The sequence below is a fragment of the Cupriavidus lacunae genome, from assembly GCF_003353055.1.
Taxonomy (GTDB): Bacteria; Pseudomonadota; Gammaproteobacteria; order Burkholderiales; family Burkholderiaceae; genus Cupriavidus; species Cupriavidus lacunae.
Window position 1 is genome coordinate 1 of sequence record NZ_QKWJ01000107.1, and the last position, 22,455, is coordinate 22,455.

At 68.1% G+C, this 22,455-nt stretch carries 21 protein-coding genes and 1 pseudogene; 9 read left to right on the forward strand and 13 right to left on the reverse strand.

Annotated elements, in window-relative coordinates:
- A pseudogene (locus DN412_RS38160) lies at positions 1–515 on the reverse strand (IS110 family RNA-guided transposase); the annotation flags it as partial.
- Positions 516–863: 348 nt separating this feature from the next.
- Between DN412_RS38160 and DN412_RS38165 the strand changes: the two are divergent.
- From DN412_RS38165 to DN412_RS38180, 4 genes are all read left to right on the forward strand, one after another.
- Positions 864–1,826, forward strand: a complete 963-nt coding sequence (locus tag DN412_RS38165; RefSeq protein WP_425267482.1) for a Bug family tripartite tricarboxylate transporter substrate binding protein — start codon at positions 864–866, stop codon at positions 1,824–1,826.
- Positions 1,827–1,835: 9 nt separating this feature from the next.
- Positions 1,836–3,011 carry a CaiB/BaiF CoA transferase family protein gene (locus tag DN412_RS38170; RefSeq protein ID WP_115216280.1) on the forward strand — a complete coding sequence of 392 codons (1,176 nt, stop codon included), beginning with the start codon at positions 1,836–1,838 and terminating at the stop codon, positions 3,009–3,011.
- A gap of 67 nt (positions 3,012–3,078) precedes the next feature.
- On the forward strand, positions 3,079–3,864 hold the full coding sequence (locus DN412_RS38175) for a crotonase/enoyl-CoA hydratase family protein (RefSeq protein WP_115216281.1): 786 nt from the start codon (positions 3,079–3,081) through the stop codon (positions 3,862–3,864).
- Between the two features lie 350 nt (positions 3,865–4,214).
- Positions 4,215–5,117 (forward strand): LysR family transcriptional regulator, encoded by a 903-nt coding sequence (locus DN412_RS38180; protein WP_115216282.1) that lies wholly within the window; start codon positions 4,215–4,217, stop codon positions 5,115–5,117.
- A gap of 81 nt (positions 5,118–5,198) precedes the next feature.
- On the opposite strand, the gene DN412_RS38185 is transcribed toward DN412_RS38180, so the two are convergent.
- The 10 genes from DN412_RS38185 to DN412_RS38230 all read right to left on the reverse strand — a co-directional run bounded on the left by DN412_RS38185 (position 5,199) and on the right by DN412_RS38230 (position 16,375).
- Positions 5,199–7,337: an acetate--CoA ligase family protein gene (locus DN412_RS38185; protein WP_115216283.1), complete on the reverse strand. Its 2,139-nt coding sequence runs from the start codon at positions 7,335–7,337 to the stop codon at positions 5,199–5,201.
- A 7-nt stretch (positions 7,338–7,344) separates the two neighbouring features.
- On the reverse strand, positions 7,345–8,121 hold the full coding sequence (locus tag DN412_RS38190; protein ID WP_115216284.1) for an SDR family NAD(P)-dependent oxidoreductase: 777 nt from the start codon (positions 8,119–8,121) through the stop codon (positions 7,345–7,347).
- A gap of 47 nt (positions 8,122–8,168) precedes the next feature.
- Positions 8,169–9,266 carry an acyl-CoA dehydrogenase family protein gene (locus tag DN412_RS38195; RefSeq protein WP_115216285.1) on the reverse strand — a complete coding sequence of 366 codons (1,098 nt, stop codon included), beginning with the start codon at positions 9,264–9,266 and terminating at the stop codon, positions 8,169–8,171.
- A complete protein-coding gene (locus tag DN412_RS38200) occupies positions 9,263–10,402 on the reverse strand; it encodes an acyl-CoA dehydrogenase family protein (RefSeq protein ID WP_115216286.1) in 1,140 nt (379 codons plus the stop codon). The genes DN412_RS38195 and DN412_RS38200 overlap by 4 nt, the downstream gene beginning before the upstream one ends.
- Positions 10,403–10,418: 16 nt before the next feature.
- Entirely contained in the window at positions 10,419–11,189 is a 771-nt protein-coding gene (locus DN412_RS38205) for an enoyl-CoA hydratase/isomerase family protein (protein ID WP_115216287.1), read from the reverse strand.
- Positions 11,190–11,199: 10 nt separating this feature from the next.
- Complete coding sequence (locus tag DN412_RS38210) at positions 11,200–12,378, reverse strand: thiolase family protein (RefSeq protein ID WP_115216295.1); 1,179 nt, start codon at positions 12,376–12,378, stop codon at positions 11,200–11,202.
- 7 nt (positions 12,379–12,385) lie between these two features.
- On the reverse strand, positions 12,386–13,399 hold the full coding sequence (locus DN412_RS38215) for an acyl-CoA dehydrogenase family protein (RefSeq protein WP_115216288.1): 1,014 nt from the start codon (positions 13,397–13,399) through the stop codon (positions 12,386–12,388).
- 20 nt (positions 13,400–13,419) lie between these two features.
- Positions 13,420–14,583 (reverse strand): acyl-CoA dehydrogenase family protein, encoded by a 1,164-nt coding sequence (locus DN412_RS38220; protein ID WP_115216289.1) that lies wholly within the window; start codon positions 14,581–14,583, stop codon positions 13,420–13,422.
- Between the two features lie 33 nt (positions 14,584–14,616).
- A complete protein-coding gene (locus DN412_RS38225) occupies positions 14,617–15,828 on the reverse strand; it encodes a CaiB/BaiF CoA transferase family protein (RefSeq protein ID WP_115216290.1) in 1,212 nt (403 codons plus the stop codon).
- Between the two features lie 172 nt (positions 15,829–16,000).
- On the reverse strand, positions 16,001–16,375 hold the full coding sequence (locus DN412_RS38230) for a hypothetical protein (RefSeq protein WP_115216291.1): 375 nt from the start codon (positions 16,373–16,375) through the stop codon (positions 16,001–16,003).
- 17 nt (positions 16,376–16,392) lie between these two features.
- On the opposite strand from DN412_RS38230, the gene DN412_RS43640 reads away from it, so the two are divergent.
- The 5 genes from DN412_RS43640 (at position 16,393) to DN412_RS38250 (ending at position 19,983) form a co-directional block, all read left to right on the forward strand.
- A complete protein-coding gene (locus DN412_RS43640; protein WP_161564109.1) occupies positions 16,393–16,536 on the forward strand; it encodes a hypothetical protein in 144 nt (47 codons plus the stop codon).
- A gap of 87 nt (positions 16,537–16,623) precedes the next feature.
- Positions 16,624–17,202 (forward strand): DUF2889 domain-containing protein, encoded by a 579-nt coding sequence (locus DN412_RS38235; RefSeq protein WP_115216292.1) that lies wholly within the window; start codon positions 16,624–16,626, stop codon positions 17,200–17,202.
- A 132-nt stretch (positions 17,203–17,334) separates the two neighbouring features.
- Positions 17,335–18,336 carry a Bug family tripartite tricarboxylate transporter substrate binding protein gene (locus DN412_RS38240; protein WP_244223020.1) on the forward strand — a complete coding sequence of 334 codons (1,002 nt, stop codon included), beginning with the start codon at positions 17,335–17,337 and terminating at the stop codon, positions 18,334–18,336.
- 47 nt (positions 18,337–18,383) lie between these two features.
- The gene (locus DN412_RS38245; protein ID WP_115216293.1) at positions 18,384–19,550 is read left to right on the forward strand and encodes a thiolase domain-containing protein; all 1,167 of its coding nucleotides are present in this window, start codon (positions 18,384–18,386) and stop codon (positions 19,548–19,550) included.
- A gap of 34 nt (positions 19,551–19,584) precedes the next feature.
- Positions 19,585–19,983 carry a Zn-ribbon domain-containing OB-fold protein gene (locus DN412_RS38250; RefSeq protein ID WP_078196927.1) on the forward strand — a complete coding sequence of 133 codons (399 nt, stop codon included), beginning with the start codon at positions 19,585–19,587 and terminating at the stop codon, positions 19,981–19,983.
- A gap of 167 nt (positions 19,984–20,150) precedes the next feature.
- On the opposite strand, the gene DN412_RS38255 is transcribed toward DN412_RS38250, so the two are convergent.
- Both DN412_RS38255 and DN412_RS44230 read right to left on the reverse strand, forming a co-directional pair.
- Entirely contained in the window at positions 20,151–21,839 is a 1,689-nt protein-coding gene (locus DN412_RS38255; protein WP_115216294.1) for an IS1634 family transposase, read from the reverse strand.
- A 436-nt stretch (positions 21,840–22,275) separates the two neighbouring features.
- Positions 22,276–22,455: hypothetical protein (locus tag DN412_RS44230; RefSeq protein WP_208647744.1), on the reverse strand; the 180-nt coding region annotated here is incomplete at its 5' end.

Consider the following 22,455-nt stretch of genomic DNA (forward strand, 5'->3'; position numbering starts at 1 on the left):
CATCACGTCGGTGAGCACTTCGGTGAGCTGCAGGTTCATCTGCACCAGTGCCTTCTGCATGCGCTGCACCCAGTTGGCCTGCTCGGTGAGCAGCACCTCGCGCTGGCGCACCACCGCGCGCACGACACAGACCTCGTCGCCGGGGCGCCAGGCCGCGCGCAGCAGCCCCAGGCTCATGAGCTTCTGCAGCCACTGGCAATCGAGCACGTCGCTCTTGCGGCCGGGCACGTATTTCATCTGCCGCGCATCGACCAGCCAGACCGTCAANGGCCATGCTGCTCGAGCACCTCATACACCGGGATCCAGTACACCCCGGTGGACTCGAGCGCCACCGTGTCGACCCCACAAGCGAGCAGCCAGTCGGCCAGCGCGTGCAGGTCATCGGTCATGGCGCCGAACTCGCGCACCGGCTCGGCCGCTGCCTGCTTTGGCACCGCCGCCCAGTGGCTCGACGCGCCCACATCGATCCCCGCCGCGTTCGGGAACACCTCGTCTTCTCGCTTGCGCATCGCCATGGCCGGCTCCAGAATCGTCAGTGAACGGCAGCGCCATGGGAAGCGTCGAAGTTGACTCGATCTCCAGAACGGGATGCGGCTCGCGCCGCTCACCACTGTCGCCGACGAATCCCGGACCATGCTCCTAAGCGGGCTCACTCCACGGCGTGCATGCCGCGAGCGCGCACCATTGGGCCGTCGGTCATCGCGGCGCTGCCGTTCACCGGTATAGCTCATCTCCGTTTCTCCGCCCACGCCGAGGCCGGAAGGGCCTTGAAATGCTCCTTAGCATCCAGGGAACCCGGCTCCCGGGAACAGAACGACTGACAAGGAGACGACATGGCATTCCACTCCGCCGGGCGACGCCGGATGGTCGCATCGCTGGCCCTATTCGCTTTGCCCCCTGTATTGACCGGCTCGCTGGCACTGGCCCAGACCGGCTACCCGAACCACCCGGTCAAGATCATCGTGTCGCTGCCGCCGGGCAGCGGCGCCGACACCACGGCCCGCTTCATCGCCCAGCATCTGTCCGAGACGTTCCACCAGCCCTTCGTGGTCGAGAACCGCCCCGGCGCCAACGGCTTCATCGGCGCGCGCGCGGCGGCCGAGGCGGCGCCCGACGGCTGCACCCTGTTCATCGGCAGCAATTCCTCGATGGTCACCAACGCTGCCGTGTTCAAGAGCCTGCCGTACGACCCGGTGAAGGACTTCGTGCCGGTGGAGCGCATCGCCCGCTTCGCCATGGCCGTGGTCGTGCCGTCCACTTCCCCGTACAAGTCGCTCGGCGAGCTCGTCAGCGCCGCCCGCAAGGCGCCCGGCAAGCTGAACTACGCTGCCGGCAGCGCGGGCTACCAGGTCTACGTCGAACTCTTCCACGAGCGCTTCGGCATCAAGGGCAACCCCATCTCCTACAAGGGCACCGCACCGGCCATGACCGACGTGGCCGCAGGCAACGTGGACTACTCCATCGGCGAGATCAGCGCGGTCTTGCCCCTGATCCGCGCCGGCCGCATGCGCGCGCTGGCCGTGACGGACTCCCGTCGCCTCAAGGAATTGCCGCAGGTGCCCACCGTCGCCGAAAGCGGCGCGCCGGGCTTCGAGGTCACGGCCTGGACCGGCCTGTTCGCGCCCGCCAGGGTATCCGCGCCGGTCGTGAAGGCGCTTTCCGACGCCGTGCGCACGGGGATGCAGAAGCCCGACAGTGTCAAGTTCATCGAAAACCTCGGAGCCACCGTCTATCCAGGAGGCCCGCAGCAACTGCGCGACTTCCAGCTCGCCGAGATCCAGCGCACGCGCGACATCGTCAAGACCGCAGGCATCCCCGTGGAGTAAAGCCCCGACATGCAAGACAACGAACCGAAGAAGGGCCCGCTCGCGGGCATCAGGGTAATCGAACTGGCCGGCATCGGTCCCGGCCCGCTGGCCGGCATGATGCTGGCCGACATGGGCGCCGAGGTGCTGCGCATCGAGCGTCCCGGCGACACCGACCTCGGCGTGAAGCGCGAGCGCCGCTTCGACCTCATGCTGCGCAACCGCAAGTCGATCGCGCTGGACCTGAAAGACCCGCAAGGCGTCGCCACCGTGCTGGATTTGGTAGAGCAGGCCGACGCGCTGATCGAGGGCTTCCGCCCCGGCGTGACCGAGCGCATGGGCCTCGGCCCGGACGCATGCCTGGCGCGGAACCCGCGCCTCGTCTACGGCCGCATCACCGGCTGGGGCCAGCACGGCCCGCTGGCCCATACGGCCGGGCATGACATCAACTACATCGCCCTCACCGGCGCGCTCAACGCCATCGGCCAGCGCGACGGCCCGCCCGCCATTCCGCCGGCCTATCTGGGCGACTTCGCCGGCGGCGGCATGTTCCTCGTCTGCGGCGTGCTCGCCGCGCTGATCGAAGCCGGTAAATCCGGCAAGGGGCAGGTCGTCGACGCCGCCATCGTCGACGGCGCGGCGGCGCTGGGCGCGGTATTCTTCGGCATGACGGCCGCCGGCCAGTGGCGGCAGGAACGCGGCACCAATGTGCTCGACTCCGGCTCGCACTACTACAACGTCTACCAGTGCAAGGACGGCGGCTGGATCTCGGTCGGCCCCATCGAGGCCCGCTTCTACCACGACTTGCTCGCCCGTATCGGCGTCGACCCGGCCAGCCTGGGCGCCCAGACCGACCCCGCCAACTGGGACACCGCCAGCGCCGCGCTCGCCGAGGTCTTCCGCACCCGCACCCGCGACGAATGGTGCGCGCTGCTCGAGGGCACCGACGCCTGCTTCGCCCCCGTCCTGAGCTACGAGGACGCGCCCCGCCACCCGCACCTTCAGGCGCGCGGGACCTTTGTCGAGGTCGACGGAGTCATGCACCCCGCCCCGGCGCCGCGCTTCAGCCGCACACCGTCGGTGCCGCCTTCGGCGCCGCGCGAGCCGGATGTGCGCGATATCGCGCAAGTCCTCGCCGGCTGGCTGCCGCCCGACCGGATCGAGGCGGCGCGCGCCGCGTCGGAGAAGGCGCGCGGGGCCGCGTGAACGCGCATCGCCAAACTGGTTTCAGCAACCGGCCGGCGTTCCCGGCCTCTCTATGTCTACGCAAGTCATGAATCCCTTCCTCGATATCCAACGCGAAGGTGCCATCGCCATCGTCACCATGAACCGTCCGGAGACGCGCAACGCGCTGTCCGACGACGACGCCGTGGAGGCGCTGGTCGCGATGTGCGAAGCCGTCAACCGCGACCATTCCGTGCGCGTGGTCGTGTTGACCGGTGCCGGCCCCGCCTTCTCGTCCGGCGGCAACCTCAAGAGCCTGCGCACCACCTTCGGCCGCGAGTCGGGCGAGCCGGTCATGGCCCGTTACGCCTACCGCGACGGCATCCAGCGCCTGCCGCTGGCGCTGTCGAACCTGGAAGTGCCGGTGATCGCCGCCGTCAACGGCCCTGCGCTCGGCGCGGGCAACGACCTGGTCTGCACCTGCGATATCCGCATCGCGTCGGAGCAGGCCATCTTCGCCGCCACCTTCGTCAAGCTGGGCCTGATTCCGGGCGACGGCGGCGCGTGGCTGCTGCCGCGTGCCGTGGGCATGTCGCGCGCGGCGGAGCTGTGCTTCACCGGCGACACCATCGACGCCGCGCAGGCGCTCGAATGGGGCCTCGTTTCCCGCGTGGTGCCGCCCGGGGCGCTGATGCCCACTGCGATGGAACTGGCGCAGCGCATCGCCGCCAATCCCGGCCACGCGCTGCGCATGGCGAAGCGGCTGCTGAAGGAAGGCCAGCACGCACGGCTCGACACCATCCTCGAAATGTCCGCCGGCTTCCAGGCGCTGGCCCACCACACCGCCGACCACGAGGCTGCGCTCGACAGCTACATGGCGAAGCTGAAGCGTTAAGGGGGACAGGCCATGGACATCCGCGACAACGCCGTCCTCGTCACCGGCGGCGCCTCGGGCCTCGGTGAAGCCACACTAAACCTCTCGAATCCGCACACGGACAGTCGGGCCGACTTGTACGACCAATCGCGCAACAGCCCTAAATCTCTAAATCCATTGCTATATTCTTCGACATATCGTATTGTTATCCCGTATACCGTAATAAAATACCATTCCCCGGACCCCGAACTCCCTCGCTCATCCCCGCCGCCGGCCACACCGTAGCCGTGTTTGACGTCCTCGCCCGGGAGCAGAGCGACCTGTCTCCCCGGAGGCGCGCAGCAGGCGCTAACAATCCCAGAGCAGTAGAAATGGACCTCCGACAAATGCGCCAGGCCCTCGTCCTGAGCGAAACCCTGAACTTCCACCGCGCCGCCGAGCGCCTGTGCATGGCGCAGCCGCCCCTGTCCACGGCTATCCGCAAGCTGGAGGAGGAACTCGGCGCCACGCTGTTCGACCGGTTGCCGTCCGGCCTCACGCTGACCCCGGTTGGCGAACTGGTGCTGCGGCAGATGCGCAACACCCTGTTCTTCGCCGACGAAATCCGCCGCGCCGCGAGCGAAGGGGATGCCGGCGAGCGCGGCAAGCTGCGCGTGGGCTTTGTCGGCTCGTCGGTCTATTCGCTGATGCCCCGGCTGATCCGCGCCTTCCGGACCCGGTACCCATGCGTAGAACTGGTGATCGAGGAATCCACGACCGTCGACCTGCTGCGCGCCGTGGAGGAACACACCCTCGACGCCGCGCTGGTCCGCTTCCCGGTGCTCGGCAAGACAGCCGCCCAGGTCACGCTGCTGCAGCCCGATCCCCTCGTGCTGGCGGTCAGCGCCGATTCGCCACTGGCCGCGCGCAAATTCGTCGCGCTTTCCGAGTTGGGCGACACACCGTTCATCGTCTATTCGCAAGACCGCGTGCCGACCATGCACGCGCTGATGATGTACGCCTTCCAGGCGGCGGGCATCCATCCGCCGATTGCCCAGGAAGCCGTGCAGGTGCCGACGATCCTCGCGCTGGTGGAAAGCGGTCTGGGCGTCGCGCTCGTGCCGGCCGCCACCGCCCGGCTGGGCGGTGAAGGCATCCGCCACATCCCCCTGACCGGATTGCCCGAACAGATGGACTTCGGCATCGCCATGGCGACGCTGCCCGATCCGAGCAACGCCACGACGCGGAACTTCGTGGCGCTGGCGCAGGAGGCAGCGCGGGAAGTAACGCAATAGGGCTTACTCAGAGTTCTCCAAAGAGCCCTAAAAAAAGCCGCGCCCCCTCTGGAGCGCCACCTGCCTCTGCCGAACCGGCCGTCAGTCCTTCCGTTCGATCAGCGCGTCCACCGCCACGATGCGGTCCGCCGTGCAGATCAGTGGATTCACGTCGAACTCGGCGATCAGGTCGCGCTGGTCCGCCGCGAACTCCGACAGGCTCGCGATGACCTCCGCCAGGTGCTCCATGTCCACGCCGGCCGCACCCCGGAAGCCCTTGAGCAGCGCCACGCCGCGCAACCGCTCCAGCATCCCGCGCGCCTGCTCCGTCGAGCACGGCGCCATGGTGGCCACGGTGTCCTGCATCAGCTCGACCATCACGCCGCCCAGGCCGACCACCAGCAGCGCGCCGAGGTGTGGATCGACGCGGGCGCCGACCAGGATCTCGACCCCGACCGGCACCTGGCTTTGCACCAGCACGCCGTTGATGCAGTCGTCGGTCGTCACCTTGCGGGCGTTGGCCATGACTTCGCGGTAGGCGATGGCGACTTCCTCCGCCGACGCCACGCCAAGGCGGATCACGCCCGCTTCCGACTTGTGTGGGATGGCGGGACTCTCGGCCTTCAGCACGACCGGATAGCCGCACGCCTCGGCGGCCCGGATGGCGGCGTCCTCGCTGGTCGCCAGCGATTCGCCCACCACCGGCACACCGTACGAGGCCAGAACGTCCTTCGCCTCGCGCTCGGTCAGCGTGGGGGCCGGGGCGGCCAGGATGCGGGCACGCGCGTCGGCGGCCACGGATGGGTGGGTCAGGCGCGGCGGCCTTTCGGTCTGTCGGGACAACAGCCACTGCTCGCGCTGATGCCATGCCGCCAGCGCCGCGAAGCAATGCGACACCGAGCGGAACAGCGCCAGCCGGGGCAGCGCCTCGGTCTCGCGCGACTCCGGACCTTCCATCCAGTGCGACATCCACAGGCCGCAGGCCATCTTGCCGTGCTTGATGGCGAGATCGTTGAACACCTCGAAGCGGCGACCGTTGCCCTCGCCCGTCACCACCAGCGGCACCACGGCGGCGCCATAGGCGGGATCCGCGAAGACCGCGTCGCCGCACTGGATGAAGGCGTCGAAATTGTTGGCGGCCTGGGCCGTCAGGTCGCACGGGTTGCGGGCGGCGCCGAAGTCCGGGATATGCGATTCGAGCACGGCGCGTGTGGCATCGCACGGCTGCGGCAGCGGCACGTCGAAGCGCTCCGCCTCGTCGGCAGCCACGATGCCGGCGCCGCCTGAGCCCGAGACGATGGCCACGCCGGTCGCAACCGGGCGCGGCGCCTTGGCGAAGAACACCGTGGTCGGCACCAGTTGCTCGATGGTGTCGACCTGCACCACGCCGGCCTCGCGCAGCGCCGTGCTGTAGGCACGGTCGGACCCCGCCATCGAGCCGGTGTGCGACATAGCCGCCGCCGCGCCCGCCTCGCCGCGCGCCATCTTGTAGACGACCAGCGGCTTGCCGGCTTGCGCGCACAACTCGGCGGCGCGGATGATGCGGCTGGCGTCGGACAGCCCCTCGAACACGCAGGCAATCGCCGCGCACGCCGGATCGCCGGCCATGTAGGCGATCTGGTCGGCCACGTCGATGTCGCACGCATTACCGCACGAGAACACGTGGCTGAACGCCGTGCCGTGGTTGGCCGCCTGCTCCAGCGCGAACGCCAGCGCGCCGGACTGGCTCACCAGCCCGATCGCGTGCGGCGGCAGCACGCCCTCGCGGGCCGGCAGCGCCGTGAACGACACCATCGCGTTGTTGATGTAGTTGGCGTAGCCGATGGTATTGGGGCCGAGCAGGCGCACGCCGCTCTCCCGGGCGATGTCCACCAGCCGCGCCTGGTCGGCCGCCTTCTCCGGATTGCCGGTCTCGGCGTAGCCCGACGCGAACAGCACCACGCCGCCCACGCCCAGCTTGCCGCACTCGCGCACGATGGGCTCGACCGTGTCGCGCCCGGTGGCGATCAACACGCAGTCCGGCACTTCGGGCAGCGCTGCGAGCGACGGGTAGCAGCGTTCCCCGTTGATCTCCTCGTAGCGCGGGTTGACCAGCAGCACCTTGCCATCAAACTGCCGCAGGTTGACCATCGAGCGCCCGGCGAAGGCTTTCTCGTTGGGCGTCGCCCCGACCACCGCAATAGTGCGCGGGTGGAAGGTTCGGCGCAGTTCGTCGTGGGTAAAAAGCTTGCGCGACGACATACCTGCCTCAGCTCGCAAGGTGGAAGCCGCCGTTCACGCCGAGGTGCTGGCCGAGCACGTAGCCGGCGGCATCCGACAGCAGGAAGGCGATCGGGCTCGCCACTTCCTCCGGCTGCGCCCAGCGGCCCATCGGGATCATGGCGAGGTAGGTGTCGCGGAAGCGGTCGCTGCGGATGGTCTCGGTCATCGGCGTCTCTACCATGCCCAGGCAGATGGTGTTCGTGCGCACACCGTACTTGCCCCACTCGCGGGCGGCAGCCATCGTCATGCCCAGCATGCCGGCCTTGGCAGAGGCGTAGTTGATCTGGCCGATCGAACCGCGACGGCCGGCTTCGGACGAGATGTTGACGATCGAGCCGCTGACCTTCTCGCCGTTCTTCGCGCGCTCGACGAGGCGCGAGCCCACTGCCTGGAGCCACAGGAAGGCGCCGGTCAGGTGGCAGTCGATCACTTCGTTCCAGGTCTTCAGCGTCATGTTCTCGATCATCGCGGCGCGCACGATGCCGGCGCAGTTGACGAGGCCATCGACCTTGCCGAAGCGCGACACGGCGTGCTCGACCGAGGCGGAGACGAAGTCGGGGTCGGCCACGTTGCCCACGTACGCCTGCACGTGGTCGGGATGCTCGGCGGCGAGCGCCTCGATGGGCTCGCCCTTCAGGTCCACCACGCAGACCCTGGCGCCCAGCTTGAGCGCGAGTTCGGCGGTGGCACGGCCCACGCCCTGCGCGGCGCCGGTGACGATGATGACCTTGCCGGCCAGAGACATGAGGTTATTGTCGGTCATGGTGGATCTCCTGTCGAAGTAATGGAGTTATTCGAGGCTATTTGGGGTTATTCAGGACGCCCTTCCAGGCGGCCCAGGTGGAATTGCATGTCGCCATGCAGTTGGTCGAGCACGAGAATGCGGCGCAGGTAGTGGCCCACCGCGTACTCATCGGTCATGCCGATGCCGCCGTGCATCTGGATGGCTTCCTGGCAGACCTGCCGTGCGTTGCGGGTGACGAACACCTTGGCGGCGTGCGACGGCACGTCCGCGCCAGTCAGGTCGTTGCGGCCGGCCAGCGCGAGTGCCAGCGAGACCGACATGCTGCGGCTCTGCTCCAACGCCACCAGCATGTCGACGGCGCGGTGCTGGAGCGCCTGGTTCGAGCCGATCAGGCGGCCGAACTGCTTGCGGGTCTTCAGGTAGGCGACCGTGAGGGTGCAGGCGGCGTCCATCGCGCCGACCATCTCGGCGCAGGCGGCGCTGATGCCGGTATCGAGCAGCCGTTGCAACAGCTCGGGGGTGAGGTATCCGAGCCGCTCGGCCGGCGCGCCGTCGAGCGTCACGTCGGCGGCCGGGGTGCCATCGATCAGCCGGTAGGCGTCGCGGTGCACCCCTTGCGTGCGGGTATCGACCAGGAAAAGCTGGACGCCCTCGCCGGGCGCCTGTGCGGTGACGAGCAGGTACTCGGCGCCGGCGCCATGCAGCACGCAGGGCTTGGCGCCATAGAGCCACCAGCCGTCCACGCCGTGGCCCGCGCAGACCGTCACGCGCCCGGGCACCGCTTCGCCGTGCGCCCACGCCACCTGCAGGTCGCCCTGTCCGATGCGCGGCAGCAGGCGGGCCTGCTGGGCTTGCGAGCCGACGAGGCCGATGGCCGTCGCCGCCATCACCACCGTGCCGTGGTACGGCTCCAGCGACAGGCACTTGCCCAGCGCCTCGGAGATGACCATGTGGTCCACGGCGTCGCCGCCGAAGCCGCCATGCGCCTCTGGAATCGCGGCAGCAGTCACGCCGAGTTCGGCGAGCTGCGCCCACACCCCGGCCGAGTGGCCGGTCACGGCCGCCACGTATTGCTGGCGGTGGCCGAAGTCGTATTCGCGGGCCAGCAGCCGCGCCAGGCTGTCCTGCAGTGGCTGCTGGACGTCGTTCAGTTGCAGGTTCATGACAGGTCGAGCACGGTGGCGGAGAGGATGTTCTTCTGCACTTCGGTGCTGCCGCCGAAGATGGAGACGGCGCGCGAGTACAGGTAGGACTTGGTGAGGGAGCCGGTGTCCGCGCGCAGGGATGCGGGCGCGGTCATGCGGCAGATCACGTCGGTGATGGCCTGGAAGATCTCGCTGCCGCGCGCCTTGAGCATCGGCGACAGCTTCATGTCGGCGTGCCCGCCTTGCATGCGGAACTGCGTCACTTCTAGCGCGTGCAGATCCGCTTCGATCAGGGCGATCTGGCCGCGATACGTCGCCAGCGCGGACGCCGGATGCCCCTCCCCTTCCAGCTTCGCAAGTAGCGCCCTCGCGCATGCCACGCGCTCCTTGTTGCGGCCGATGCCGGCGATATACGCACGCTCGTGGCCGAGCAGGAACTTGGCGTACTCCCAGCCCTTGTTCTCCTCGCCGACGAGGTTGGTGGCGGGAACCCGCACGTTGTCGAAGAACACCTCGTTCAGGCTGTGGCGGCCGTCGATGCTGATGATCGGGCGCACGGTCACGCCGGGCGTTTTCAGGTCGATCAGCAGGAACGAGATGCCAGCCTGCTTCTTCACCGCGTTGGGGTCGGTGCGGACCAGGCAGAACACCCAGTCGGAGTAATGCGCCTGGCTCGTCCAGATCTTCTGGCCGTTGACCACATATTCGTCGCCCTCGCGCACGGCGGCGGTCTTGAGCGAGGCGAGGTCGGAACCGGAGCCGGGTTCCGAGAATCCCTGGCAGACCTGGATGTCGGCGTTCAGCAGCTTCGGCAGGAAGTACTCGCGCTGGGCGTCGGAGCCGAAGTGGATGATGACCGGCCCGAGCATCGTGATGTTGAAGATGTGCGGCGGCGGCGCCGGGGCGGCGGCACACTCGTCGGCGAAGATCTGCTGGTCGGCGGCATCCCAGCCGGCGCCGCCGAACGCCTTCGGCCAGGCGGGCGCGCCCCAGCCACGCCGGTTCAGCGCGCGTTGCCAGAGTTCGGTGTCGGCCTTGGAGGCGAAGCCGCCGGCGCGCAGGCGCTGGCGCATGTCGTCGGGCAGGTTGGCGGCGATGAAGTCACGCACTTCCTGCCGGAACGCCTTGTGCGCTTCGGAGTAAAGCAGGTCCATGTCAATCCTCATTCGTTCAGCAGCCCTTGAAAGCGGGCTGCCGCTTCTCGGCGAAGGCCCGCAGGCCCTCTTTCATGTCGTGGGAACGCTGGTGGTGGCGCAGTTCCAGCAGTTCGTGGCGCAGGGCGTCGGACAGCGACTTGTCGGCCGCTTCGGCCACCACGCGTTTCATCCGGGCCAGCACGAGCGGGCTCTTTGCCGCCAGCAGTTCGCCCACGGCTTGCGCGCGGGCCGCGAGTTCGGCGTCGGCCACGACTTCGTTGACCAGCCCGAAGCGCTCCATCTGCGCGGCGGTGAAGCTGGCACCGGTGAACAGCAGCCAGCGCGCCACATTGACCGGCAGCTTGCGCGGCAGCACCGCCGCGCCGCCCGCGCCGGGGAAGACGCCGAAGTTGGAATGGGCATCACCCAGCTTCGCGCTTTCGGCGGCCAGGACGAGGTCGCAGGCCATCACGGTTTCCAGCCCGCCCGCCAGCGCCAGCCCGTTCACGGCGGCGATCACTGGCTTCGGGAAGGCGCGTAACGTATCGACGAAGCCGACCACCACGTCGAGGAAGTCGGGCTCGCCGGTGACAGGCGGCTCGGCCACTTCCTTCAGGTCGGCCCCGGCGCAAAAAGCGCGGCCGCTGCCGGTAAGCACCACCACGCGCACGGCGGGGTCGTCGCGCCAGGCATTGAGCTGCGCGGTCATGGCGGCCGCCATCTCGCGGTTCAGGCTGTTCATGGCGGCCGCCCGGTCCATGACCAGCCAGCCGACTGTTTTCTCGATGCGATGCTGAAGGCTCATTCCTGTCCCCTCAACACAGTTCGAGGGCAACAGCGGTCGCCTCCCCACCGCCCAGACACAGGCTGGCGAGTCCCCGCTTCAGGCCGCGCTGCTTCAGCGCGTGGACCAGCGTCACCACCAGGCGCGCGCCGGTGGCCCCCACCGGGTGGCCGAGCGCGCAGGCGCCGCCGTTGACGTTGAGGCGCTCGTGGCCGATGCCGAGTTCGTCCAGCGCGATCATCGTGACCACGGCGAACGCCTCGTTGACTTCGTAGAGATCGACATCCCGTGCCGTCCAGCCGGCCTTGTCGAACACACGGCGGGCGGCGAGAACAGGCGCGTCGGCGAACTGCTGCGGCGGGTTGGCGTGGGTGGCATGGGCGACGATGCGGGCCAGCGGCGTCACGCCCTGGCGGACGGCATCGCTTTCGCGCATCAGCACCAGCGCGGCGGCGCCGTCGGAGATCGACGAGGCGTTGCCGGCCGTCACCGAGCCGCCGTCGCGGAAGACGGCCTTGAGCTTCGGCAGCCTGGCGGCGTCGCACTGGCCCGGCGTCTCGTCCGCGCCGAACTCGCCGCCGCGCTTGAGGGCGACCGGCGCGATTTCGTCGCGGAAGCGGCCTTCGGCCACCGACGCCTGCGCCCGCAGCAGGCTCTCACGGGCGTAGGCATCCTGCGCCTCCCGCCCGATGCCGCGTGCCTCGGCGGCGAGGTCGGCGTAGTAGCCCATCAAGTGGCCCTCGTAGGCGTCCTCCAGCCCGTCGCAGTACATGTGATCGAGGAACTGGCCGTGCCCGAGGCGGTAGCCCTGGCGGCCACGCGGGACCACATATGGCGCGTTGGTCATCGACTCCATGCCGCCTGCCACGGCTACGTTGCAGGTGCCGGCCAGCAGCAGGTCGTGCGCCAGCATCACGGACTTCATGCCCGAGCCGCACATCTTGCTGATGGTCGTGGCCGGCGTTGACGTGGGCAGCCCCGCGCCGAGCACTGCCTGCCGCGCGGGCGCCTGGCCGACGTTGGCGAAGAGGCACAGGCCCATGATGGCTTCGTCGACCGAAGCCGGATCGACGCCCGCCTGCGTCACGGCGGCGCGGATGGCGATGGCGCCCAACTCCGGCGCCTTGAACGCCGCCAGCGAGCCGTTGAACGCCCCGATGGGCGTGCGCTTCGCGCCGACAATGACGATGGAATCCTTCGTGTTCTGCATGGCGTCCTCAGGCGTGATGCGCAAGCTGGTTGCGCGCGAAATCGAGAATGACCTGGCTCGACGCACTGTCCTGCGCGAACAGGGCGTCGCCCAGCAGCGTGGCGCAGTACGACTCGCTGCCGGCCACGCTGCGCCCCTCGTGCAGGCGGCGGGTGAAGAGGCCCAGCGCAAGTTCCTCTGTGATGCCGATTGCACCGTGGACCGCGTGCGCGATGGCCGCCACGCGCTCGCCAGCCTCGCAGGCGCGCAGCTTGGCGGTGGCGGCGCGCAGCGGGTCAGGGAGGTAGCCGTCGGCGGCGCAGCCGAGGCGAGCGGCGAACACCGACGAACTCGTCTGCTCGGCCATTACGCTCAGCTCCTGCTGCATGGCCTGGAACTGGCTGATGGCGCGGCCGAACTGCTGCCGGTCGTTGACGTAGGCGACGCTCATCGCCAGCACGCGCTGCATGGCACCCGCCATGCCCGCGGCGTGGGCGGCGTTGCACAGGGCGACGAGGTTGGCGCGGTCTTCGCGCAAGCGGAAGACCGCTTCTTCGGCAGACTGCCATTGCAGCGAGGCCGATGCCTGCGGGCGGTAGATGCCCGGCGTGCGAGCGGCGGCGCTCACCGGCAACAGCAGCCACTCGCCGTGCCATTGTGTCAGCACCAGATCGGCCAGGGCACCGCCCGGCACGCTACGGCAGACGATGTGCTGGCCGGCAGCAGCGGCGGGAGCGATGGCAATGCACTCGCCCGCGCTCTCGCGCCCCGCCTTCGCCAGCATGGCGCGGGCGATGGCGGTCTCGGCGAACGGGTGGCTCAGGCCGGCGCGGCCGGCGGCGAGGAACAGCGGGAAGGCCTCGGACAGCGACAGGCCGGCGCCGCCGCATTCGGTGGGCACGAGGGCGTCGGTGTAGCCAAGGGCGTCGATGGCGGCCCACTGCGCGGCGGCGCCTTCGCCCGCTTCGCTGCGGCGCACCGCGTCATCAGCGCACAGGTCGGCGAGCGCGCGCTCGAAGCCTTCCAGGAGGGAATCAGTCATGGCAGGTATCCGGATAGGTCTTAGCGAAGCCCGAGCGAGCGGGCGATGATGCCGCGCAGGATCTGGCGGGTGCCGCCGCGCAGCGAGAAGCTCGGGCAGAGCTGCGTGATGTAGGCGATGGCGCGCTGCAGCGACTCCGACGGCTGGAAGTCCGGCATCTGCTCGATGGCCGAGGCGATCCAGCCGGGCACGCTCTGCTCGAACTCGGTGCCGAGGTCCTTGACGTAGGCAGCGTCGGTCTCGGGGTTCTGCCCCTTGTCGAGCAGGTCGGCCACGGCGAGCGACATGGCCCGCAGCGCGGCAAGACGGCCGGCGATGCGGCCGGCGATGGCTTTCACCGCATCCGGCACCGGCAAGCCCGAGGCGCGCACTTCGGCGAGCCACGTCTCGGCCAGCAGTTGGCTGGTCAGGATGCGTTCCGGGCCGCTACGCTCGAAGGCGAGTTCGGCGGTCACCTGCTTCCAGCCTGAGCCTTCCTCGCCAACGATGGCGTCGGCCGGCAGGTCCACGTCCTCGAACACGACTTCGCAGAAGTGCGCGTCGCCGGCCAGGTCCCTGATGGGGCGATAGCTGATGCCGGGCAGGCTCAGGTCGATCAGCACCTGCGACAGGCCCTTGTGGCGGTCACCATGCTGGCCGGAGGTCCGCACCAGCGCGCACATGTACTGGGTGCGATGGGCGTTGGTCGTCCAGATCTTGCGGCCGTTCAGGCGCCAGCCGGTCCCGGTGCGCACGGCGCGCGTGCGCACGCTGGACAGGTCAGAGCCGGTGTCGGGCTCGCTCATGCCGATGCACATGAAGATCTCGCCACGCACCATGCGCGGGACGAAATACTCGCGCTGTGCCGGCGTGCCGAACTTCAGTATCAGCGGCGCGGTCTGGCGGTCGGCGAACCAGTGGGCCGATACCGGGGCGCCGGCGGCGATCAGTTCCTCCACCAGCACGAAGCGGGCAAAGGCGCTGCGGCCGGCGCCGCCGTATTCCTTGGGCAGGGCGAGGCCCAGCCAGCCCTGCTTTGCGAGGGCGCGGCTGAAGTCGGCGTCGTAGCCCATCCAGGTGCGGGCGCGGACATGCGTCGGCACGTCGGCCAGCTTCTCTTCGAGGAAGGCGCGGATGGGGCCGCGCAGCGCGTCATCCACGGGCGGGATGGCGACGAGCGGCAGGGATTCGAGGCTTGTGGTCAAGGTGAAGCTCCGGGGATAGCGTGACTGCAGGCGTTACTGCGCGGCCGGGGCGAGCACCGTGGCGCCCTCCTCGGCCAGCTTGCGGATGTCGGCGGCGCTGTAGCCGGCCTCGGCCAGCACTTCGGCGCTGTGCTCGCCCAGGCGCGGGGCCTGGCGTTCGACCTGCGGCGGCGTCTTCGACCATTGCGACGGGATCGCCATCGAGCGGATCGCGCCTTCGGTGGGGTGTTCCACCACGTCGAAGAAGCCCACGGCGCCAAGGTGCGGGTCGGCCAGCAGCGAGTCGATGGTGTGGAGATGCATCACTGGCATGTCGGCGGCTTCGAGCAGTTCAATCCATTCGGCGGAAGTGCGCGTGGGCATCACCTCGGCCACCATCCGGTACAGCTCGTCGATATGCTTCGTGCGCTCGCCGATGGTGGCGAAGCGCGGGTCGCTGTCCATCAGGCCCGGCCTGCCGATCATGTCGAAGAACTTGCGCCACTGCTTGTCGTTGTAGACAAGCACGCAGACGTGGCCGTCCTTCGTGCGGTATGGGCGGCGGTTGTGATCGAGGATGCGCGCGTAGCCGCTCGGGCCGATGGGCGGATCGAAGGTCAGCCCGCCCATGTGGTCGCCCAGCACGAACTGCGCCATGGTCTCGAACATGGGCACGTCGATCGCCTGGCCTTCGCCGGTGCGCTCGCGGTGGAACAGCCCCGCGGTCACGGCGTTGGCGGCGGCGAGCGCGACGATGCGGTCGGCGATGGCGCTCGGTGCGTAGCGCGGCACGTCGGCGCCGGCCGTCTTGGCGAGCGACGGGATGGCCACCGCGCCCTGGATCAGGTCGTCATAGGCCGACTTGGCGGCGTACGGGCCGCCCTGGCCGTAGCCGTACACGCCCACGTACAGGATGCGCGGATTGACCTTCGCGATTTCCTCGTAGCCGAGGTTCAGGCGCGCCATTGCCTGCGGGCGGACGTTGTAGATCAGCACATCGGCGTCGGCGGCCAGGCGCAGCAGGGCCTCCCGGCCAGCGGGCTTCTTCAGGTCGAGCACGACGCTGCGCTTGCTGCGGTTGACGTGGAGAAAGATGCCGGCCATGCCGTCGTGGCGACGGGGGCCCACGTCGCGCACGGTGTCGCCGGCAGGCGGTTCCACTTTGATGACGTCAGCGCCGAGGTCGCCGAGGATCTGGGTGGCGTACGGCCCCATCAGGACGGTGGTCATGTCGATGATGCGGACGCCTTGCAGGGGGCCTGTCATGCGGTGCTCCCTTGTTGCCGCGGTGCTGCTGTCATGGTGTCTCCTCGAAACGGGTGAAGTCATCGTACGTTTCGGGGAGAGGGCAGAAAAATACTTTCGGTATGTCGACCGATACACCGGCTGTATTGGCGGCACTTATCCGGGGGGCGAAGTCCCGCCAATACGGCGTCGATCAGAAGATGTGGCGGATGCCGGTAGTCACGCCGACCATGTTCTTCTGGCCCGGCGCCAGCGCATAGCCGAACAGGAAGGTCGTGAACCGGCGAACCCGTAGTCGTTGCGGATGAGCGTGGCGCCGGTGTTGAACTGGGTGTCGCGGTAGCGGTAGCCGCCCATCAAAAAAATGCTCCGGCACGAAGCCGGAGCTGAAAGACCAGCAGCCCGAGCAGGCTGCGAGGTGGAGATTTGGTGCAAACCCGCGACGTTCATGTGCCATCAGGGCCGTGCAGCCCCCAGCGGCCTCCAGCGGGATCCAGCGCGGGATCGTGGCGAAATCGCTGTTCGGGTTCTGATGAGGCAAGGGAGGCGCGGTTTGGGCGAATTCCATTTACTACGAAATACTGTATGATGCTACTATATTTCGTAGACATAGGCGACCAGCCGGTGGGACTGTCGCTCGCCTGGCCCGCCGGACGCATGACGAAGAACCACGAGGCCTATCTGACGGTGCTGCGCAGCGTGCGCCATGCGCTGCTCACCGATAGCTGATCCAGGCCAGGCGCCGCAGCCTGCCCATCCCGCGACCCTGAACCACCCGGCCACCGCGACCACGCGCGCCTCCGGCCCGGAGACACCATGACGACCGCCCCAACCATCCACCGCCGCCCCCTCCACACCCGCACGATCACCTGCACCGGCTTCCTGCGCGACGACGGCCTGATCGACATCGAAGGCGAGATGCAGGACATCACGCCCGCCGGCACGGACCTGCTGTTCAAGAGGGTGCCGCCGGGCGGCGCCATCCACCACATGCGCCTGACCCTGACCATCGACCGCGACATGGTCATCCACGACGTCACGGCACGCATCCAGGCTGGCCCCACCGAGTACTGCCCGGAGATCGAATCCGCCTATGCCGGGCTGACGGGCCTGCAGATCCGCGGTGGCTTCCGCCAGCAGGCCAAGGCCACGGTGGGCGGCGTGCAGGGCTGCACGCACCTGACCGGGCTGCTGGGGCCGATGGCGACCACGGCAATGCAGTCGACCATGGCCATCATGCGCGCCGAGCGCAACGGGCGCCGCCCGATGGACAGCGAAGGGCCGATGCCGCGTCCTGCGCTGATCGGCTCGTGCCACACATATCGCATGGGCAGTCCCGCGGTGGACTACCTGTGGCCGATCAGGCGCCGGATGCCAGCGGACCTCGCCGACTGAACACCTTCCGCCTGACCCGCTCAATCCAGGGAAACCGCCGCATGGCCTGAGATACGGCCGAGGCCCCAGCGTTGCCCGTAGCACCCCTGCAGCACCAGACAAAACCATCCATCAAGACGTGGAGGAGACACCATGACCAGTTTTGCAGGCCGCACCCGACATTTCATCCCCGCGCTCGCGGCCATGACCGCCGCGCTGACGCTGCCCCTGCCCGCCCCGGCCAGGGCACAATCGGCGCAGACCTATCCGGACCACCCGGTCCGGATCGTGTCGATCACGAGCGCCGGCACCGGCGCCGACGACTACACCCGCCTGCTGGCGAAGTATCTCGGCCAGAAGCTGGGCCAGAGCTTCGTCGTGGAGAACAAGCCGGGCGGCAACATGATCATTGCCAGCGACTACGTCGCCAAGGCCGCGCCGGACGGCTACACGCTGCTGCTGTCCGCATCGGGCGCCATGGCGGCCAACCCGTTCCTGTTCAGGAAGTTGCCGTACGACCCGCTGAAGGACTTCGTGCCCATTGCGCGCATGTCGCTGCTGCCGGTGGTGCTGGTCGTTCCGGGCAATTCGCCCTATCGCACGGTGGCCGATCTGGTGAAGGCCGCCCGCGCCAACCCCGGCAAGCTGAACTTCGGCACGCCGAGCACCGGCTACCGCACCATCGTCGCCAACTTCAACGACGCCGCGAAGATCCAGGCCACGAGCGTGCCGTACAAGGCCATGAGCGGCCTGCTGCCCGATCTGATGACGGGCATCGTCGACTATGGCGTGGCGGAAGTGTCGGCTGCCGTGCCGCACATCCAGTCCGGCAAGCTGCGCGCGCTGGCTGTGACCAGCGCGGCCCGGCTGCCGCAACTGAAGGAAGTGCCGACCATGGCCGAGGCCGGCCTGCCCCGCGCCGGCGTGAACTCCTGGACCGCCCTGTTCGCCCCCGCCGGCACGCCGCAGCCCATCGTCGACAAGCTCTCGCGCTACACGCTGGAGTTCGTCAACTCCCCGGAGGCCACGTCGCACTATGCCCAGCGCGGCACCACGCCGTTCCCTGGCGATGGCACCGAATTGCGCGCCACCATCGTGGCCGACCAGCAGATGTGGAAGCGCCTGATCTCCCTCGCCGGCATCGAGCCGGAATGACAGGCCGGTTCTATCCCGATCACCCCCTCCCCTGCAAGGAAGCAAGCATGAGCATCAATGGCAAGGCCTATATCGTCGGTGCGTACGAGCACCCCACCCGCAAGGCGCCGGACAAGACCGTCGCCCAACTCCACGCCGAATGCGCCAAGGGCGCGCTCGAAGATGCCGGCCTGACGATGGCCGATGTCGACGGCTATTTCTGCGCCGGCGACGCGCCCGGACTGGGCGTGCTGAACATCGTCGACTACCTCGGGCTGAAGGTCCGCCACGTCGACTCCACGGAGACCGGCGGGTCGTCGTACCTCGCGCACGTGTCGCACGCGGCGCAAGCCATCGCCATGGGCAAGTGCAACGTGGCGCTGATCACGCTGGCGGGCCGTCCGCGCTCGGAAGGCTCCAGCGGCACCAAGGCGCGCAACTGGGGCCCGAACCTGCCCGACATGCCGTTCGAGGCGCCCTATAGCCCGCTCACCGTCAACTCGTATGCAATGGTCGCCCAGCGCCATATGTATGAGTACGGCACCACGTCCGAGCAACTGGCATGGATCAAGGTGGCCGCATCGCACCACGCGCAGCACAATCCCCACGCCATGCTGCGCAGCGTGGTGACGGTGGAAGACGTGGTGAATTCGGAACTCGTCTCCGATCCGCTGCACAAGCTCGACTGCTGCGTGGTATCCGATGGCGGCGGCGCGCTGATTGTGGCCCGTCCGGAAATAGCCGCGAAGCTGAACCGTCCGAAGGTGAAGATCCTCGGCGCCGGCGAGCACATCAAGGGCCAGCTCGGTGGACAGGTCGACCTGACGTGGTCGGCGGCGAAGGTGTCCGGTGCGGCGGCGTTCGCCGAAGCGGGCGTCACGCCGGCCGACATTCAGTACGCGTCGATCTACGACAGCTTCACGATCACAGTGCTGATGCAACTGGAAGACCTCGGCTTCTGCAAGAAGGGCGAAGGCGGCAGGTTCGTGATGGACGGGAACCTGATCTCCGGTGTCGGCAAGCTGCCCTTCAACACCGACGGCGGCGGCCTGTGCAACAACCACCCGGCCAACCGCGGCGGCATCACCAAGGTGATCGAGGCCGTGCGCCAACTGCGCGGCGAAGCGCATCCGGCCGTGCAGGTGCCGGACTGCCGCCTCGCCCTGGCGCAAGGCACCGGCGGGCTGCTCGGCGCGCGCCACGGCAGCGCCACGCTGATCCTCGAACGCGAGTGAGCACACCCCGACAGACCCTTCACGGATTCATGCCATGACCACACCTCACACCCCCACCGTTTTCAGCGCGCCGACCGAGTATCCGGACAACGCCGAGTTCTGGGCCGCCGCGCGCGAAGGCCGCCTGCTGGTGAAGCACTGCGACGACTGCGGCAAGCCGCACTGGTATCCCCGCACGCTGTGCCCGCACTGCATGGGCACCACGAGCTGGAAGCAGGCCAGCGGACGCGGCACCGTCTATTCATGCAGCGTAACCCGCCGCGCCGGCCCGACGCCGTTCTGCATGGCCTACGTCACGCTGGAAGAAGGCGTGACGATGATGACGCAGATCGTCGATTGCGACCTCGATAGCGTGCGCATCGGCCAGAAGGTCGAACTGACCTTCACGCCCACCGACAACGGGCCGCCGATGCCGACGTTCCGGCCGGTCTGATCCGTCTCGCCCGCCTTGCCACGTACCGGCGCCTCTATCCGGGCGGCAAACTTCCTGGTGCTGAATCCGCGCAGCGCAGCAGGCTGGATGCCTAGCCCTACTTTCGCAAAGCAAGGCGCCGGATCGGCGCTCTTGGCCCGTAAATCATGACTGAATGGGCTCGGAAGTCATACATGAAATAATATTGGTGCCCACCTCTGCAGCTCGAAGACTTTCACGGCGCGGCGCTGCTCGGACGTGAGTTCCGGTGCCAGCATCGCCGTTGGCCGTCTTCCCGCTGCCCCGGTCTTCGTCTTCACCAGCGTCACCTTGATCTCGGCCAGTCCTTCCATCATCCGGCGCGCCGATGCGTCGGTCCTCAGCGCCATCCGCGCCAAGCTCACGAGCATCAGGCCAAGCACGGTCGCGAAGGTATGCAGGCGCAGCGATCCATCGGCCCACTGGTGTGACGGTCCCCAGGGAACCACGCCGCCTTTCTTCGCCCTGCGGAACAGCTCCTCGACGTTCCACTGTCCTCGGAAGGCGGAAACGATTCGCCCGGTGCTCCAGTTGTGCCGATCCGTACACAGCACCCGCTTGCCCAGCCGCGTTCTCTCCAGTTCGCGGCGCAACGTGGCATCGACGTGCCAATGCAAGGTCGGTACCGCTTCGCTGCCGGCGATGGTGGTCACGACGAAGCTCGACAGGTGTTCCCGAGCGAGCGCCTTCTTGACCCGCAGCTCCAGCCGGCTGCGCGTGATGCGGCCCTTTTCGATCAACCCCTCCAGCGTGCTCAGTTCCACCTTCGCTTTGCCCAGCGCCACTGCGATCCCGCGTTTCTGGCCCGCCAGCAATTCCTGGCTCTCCACCACGACGAGCGTGCGATCCAACTCGCCCACGGCGGTCCGAACTCGCGCCGCCCGCACGTCGCTGAGCTTGCCCGACAGCGGCTTCATCGCACCGCGCTGCGCCGCCATCCGCAGCGCCTCCTCGGCGGCCTTGTGCCCCAGTGGCAATGAGATGAGGCTGTAGTAGCCGGCGGCATCGAGATCGAGTTCCAGTTGCGGGCTCCAAAATCCGCCGTCTCGTACCACCGTGCGCTGCGCCGGCCGCTCGCGGCCCTCACCGCTGTCGAGTGCCTCGTGCAACTGCGCCAACCCACCCAGGCACGCCGCGAGCACGGCCTGGTCCGAGCCGTTGCCGGGATACGTCCGATACAACAGCGGCACATGCCCGGTCTCGCTGACCAGGACGCCAAGCCCTACGACACGCAGCTCACTTCTCTTGCTCTTGGCGTGGCCTCGCCGGGCCAGTTCGCCGGGCGTCTGCGTGTCGATGTGGGTATCGAAGTTCGTCGTATCGAACGCGAGCACGTCGGCGGACAGCTCGAAGCGGGCCACCGCGGCCTTCGCAATGGCCACCTGAGCCTGCTCCAACTGCTCATCGGTCACCTGCTGCGCGACGCGATGAAAGGCCTGGCCGGTGAACGCCGACCCCTGCAAACACGACAGCCGCGGCAAACTCTCGTCCAGAAAATCACCCAGCTCGCACTTGGGTCCCGGCGCACACGCACGCTGAATCGCCACAGCCACCGCCAACTCACCCACCGACGGGCCATCCTTGGCGCCAACCCCCGCGCACGCGTGATCAATCCGCCCGACCAAGTCCAGTTGCTCGGCCACCCAGATCAAGGCTCCGACGTCGCCGACCCCGCGCGTACCCACCGTCTGGGTCGCGCTCAGATCCGCAACTCGCGGCGGCTCGGCCGGTCCCAGCACGACTTGGCGCGCGACGGAACGGCCCCGCTCCGCGTCCCACACCGACTGCGCGGCAATACGGTAGCGATGGCCGTTGACTTCTCGTTCGAAGATGTGCATGTTCTTTCATGTAGCATTCTCGAACCAAAGAATCAAGCGAAATCCAGTATCTACGCGGCATTCCGACTCGGTGCCGCCGCGGATCAACACCGAGCTTGCGAAAGTAGGGCTAGCTCGAAGAAGGCCCGGGCATATGGCGGCGTTCAACGCCCCAGGCTGGCTTCCATGGGCGACCGGACCCATCAACTCTGCCCCCAGCGCCCATGACCGAGTGCATGGGGCCAGGACAATCGAGTTGAAATCGAGTCACGTATCGTGAAGTCAGCACCCGTCGGTACTGCCAGTCATGCAGACCGTCCGGCAGCTTCCAGAATGAGCCTGCTGAACTCGTCAGGAATGTGAGGCCAAACGTTCTCCGCATTTATCACAGCCTCGCGTAGTGGCCCGTGCGCTGCACCGCATGCCCCCCGCGGCGCTATGGCGGCAATTGGAAATTTCAATCCCGCAAGGGGAATGATCCGCGATCTCCCGGCGTATACGCAATAACGACCGCAACATGGCGCTGCACACCAAGCCTCGCAGGTCCGATCGTTGAACTGTCATCTCTGTATTCGTTCGCCAAGGAGTCAATCATGAAACGCCTCAGCCAAATCTCCGGTGCCGCCCTGCTGATCGC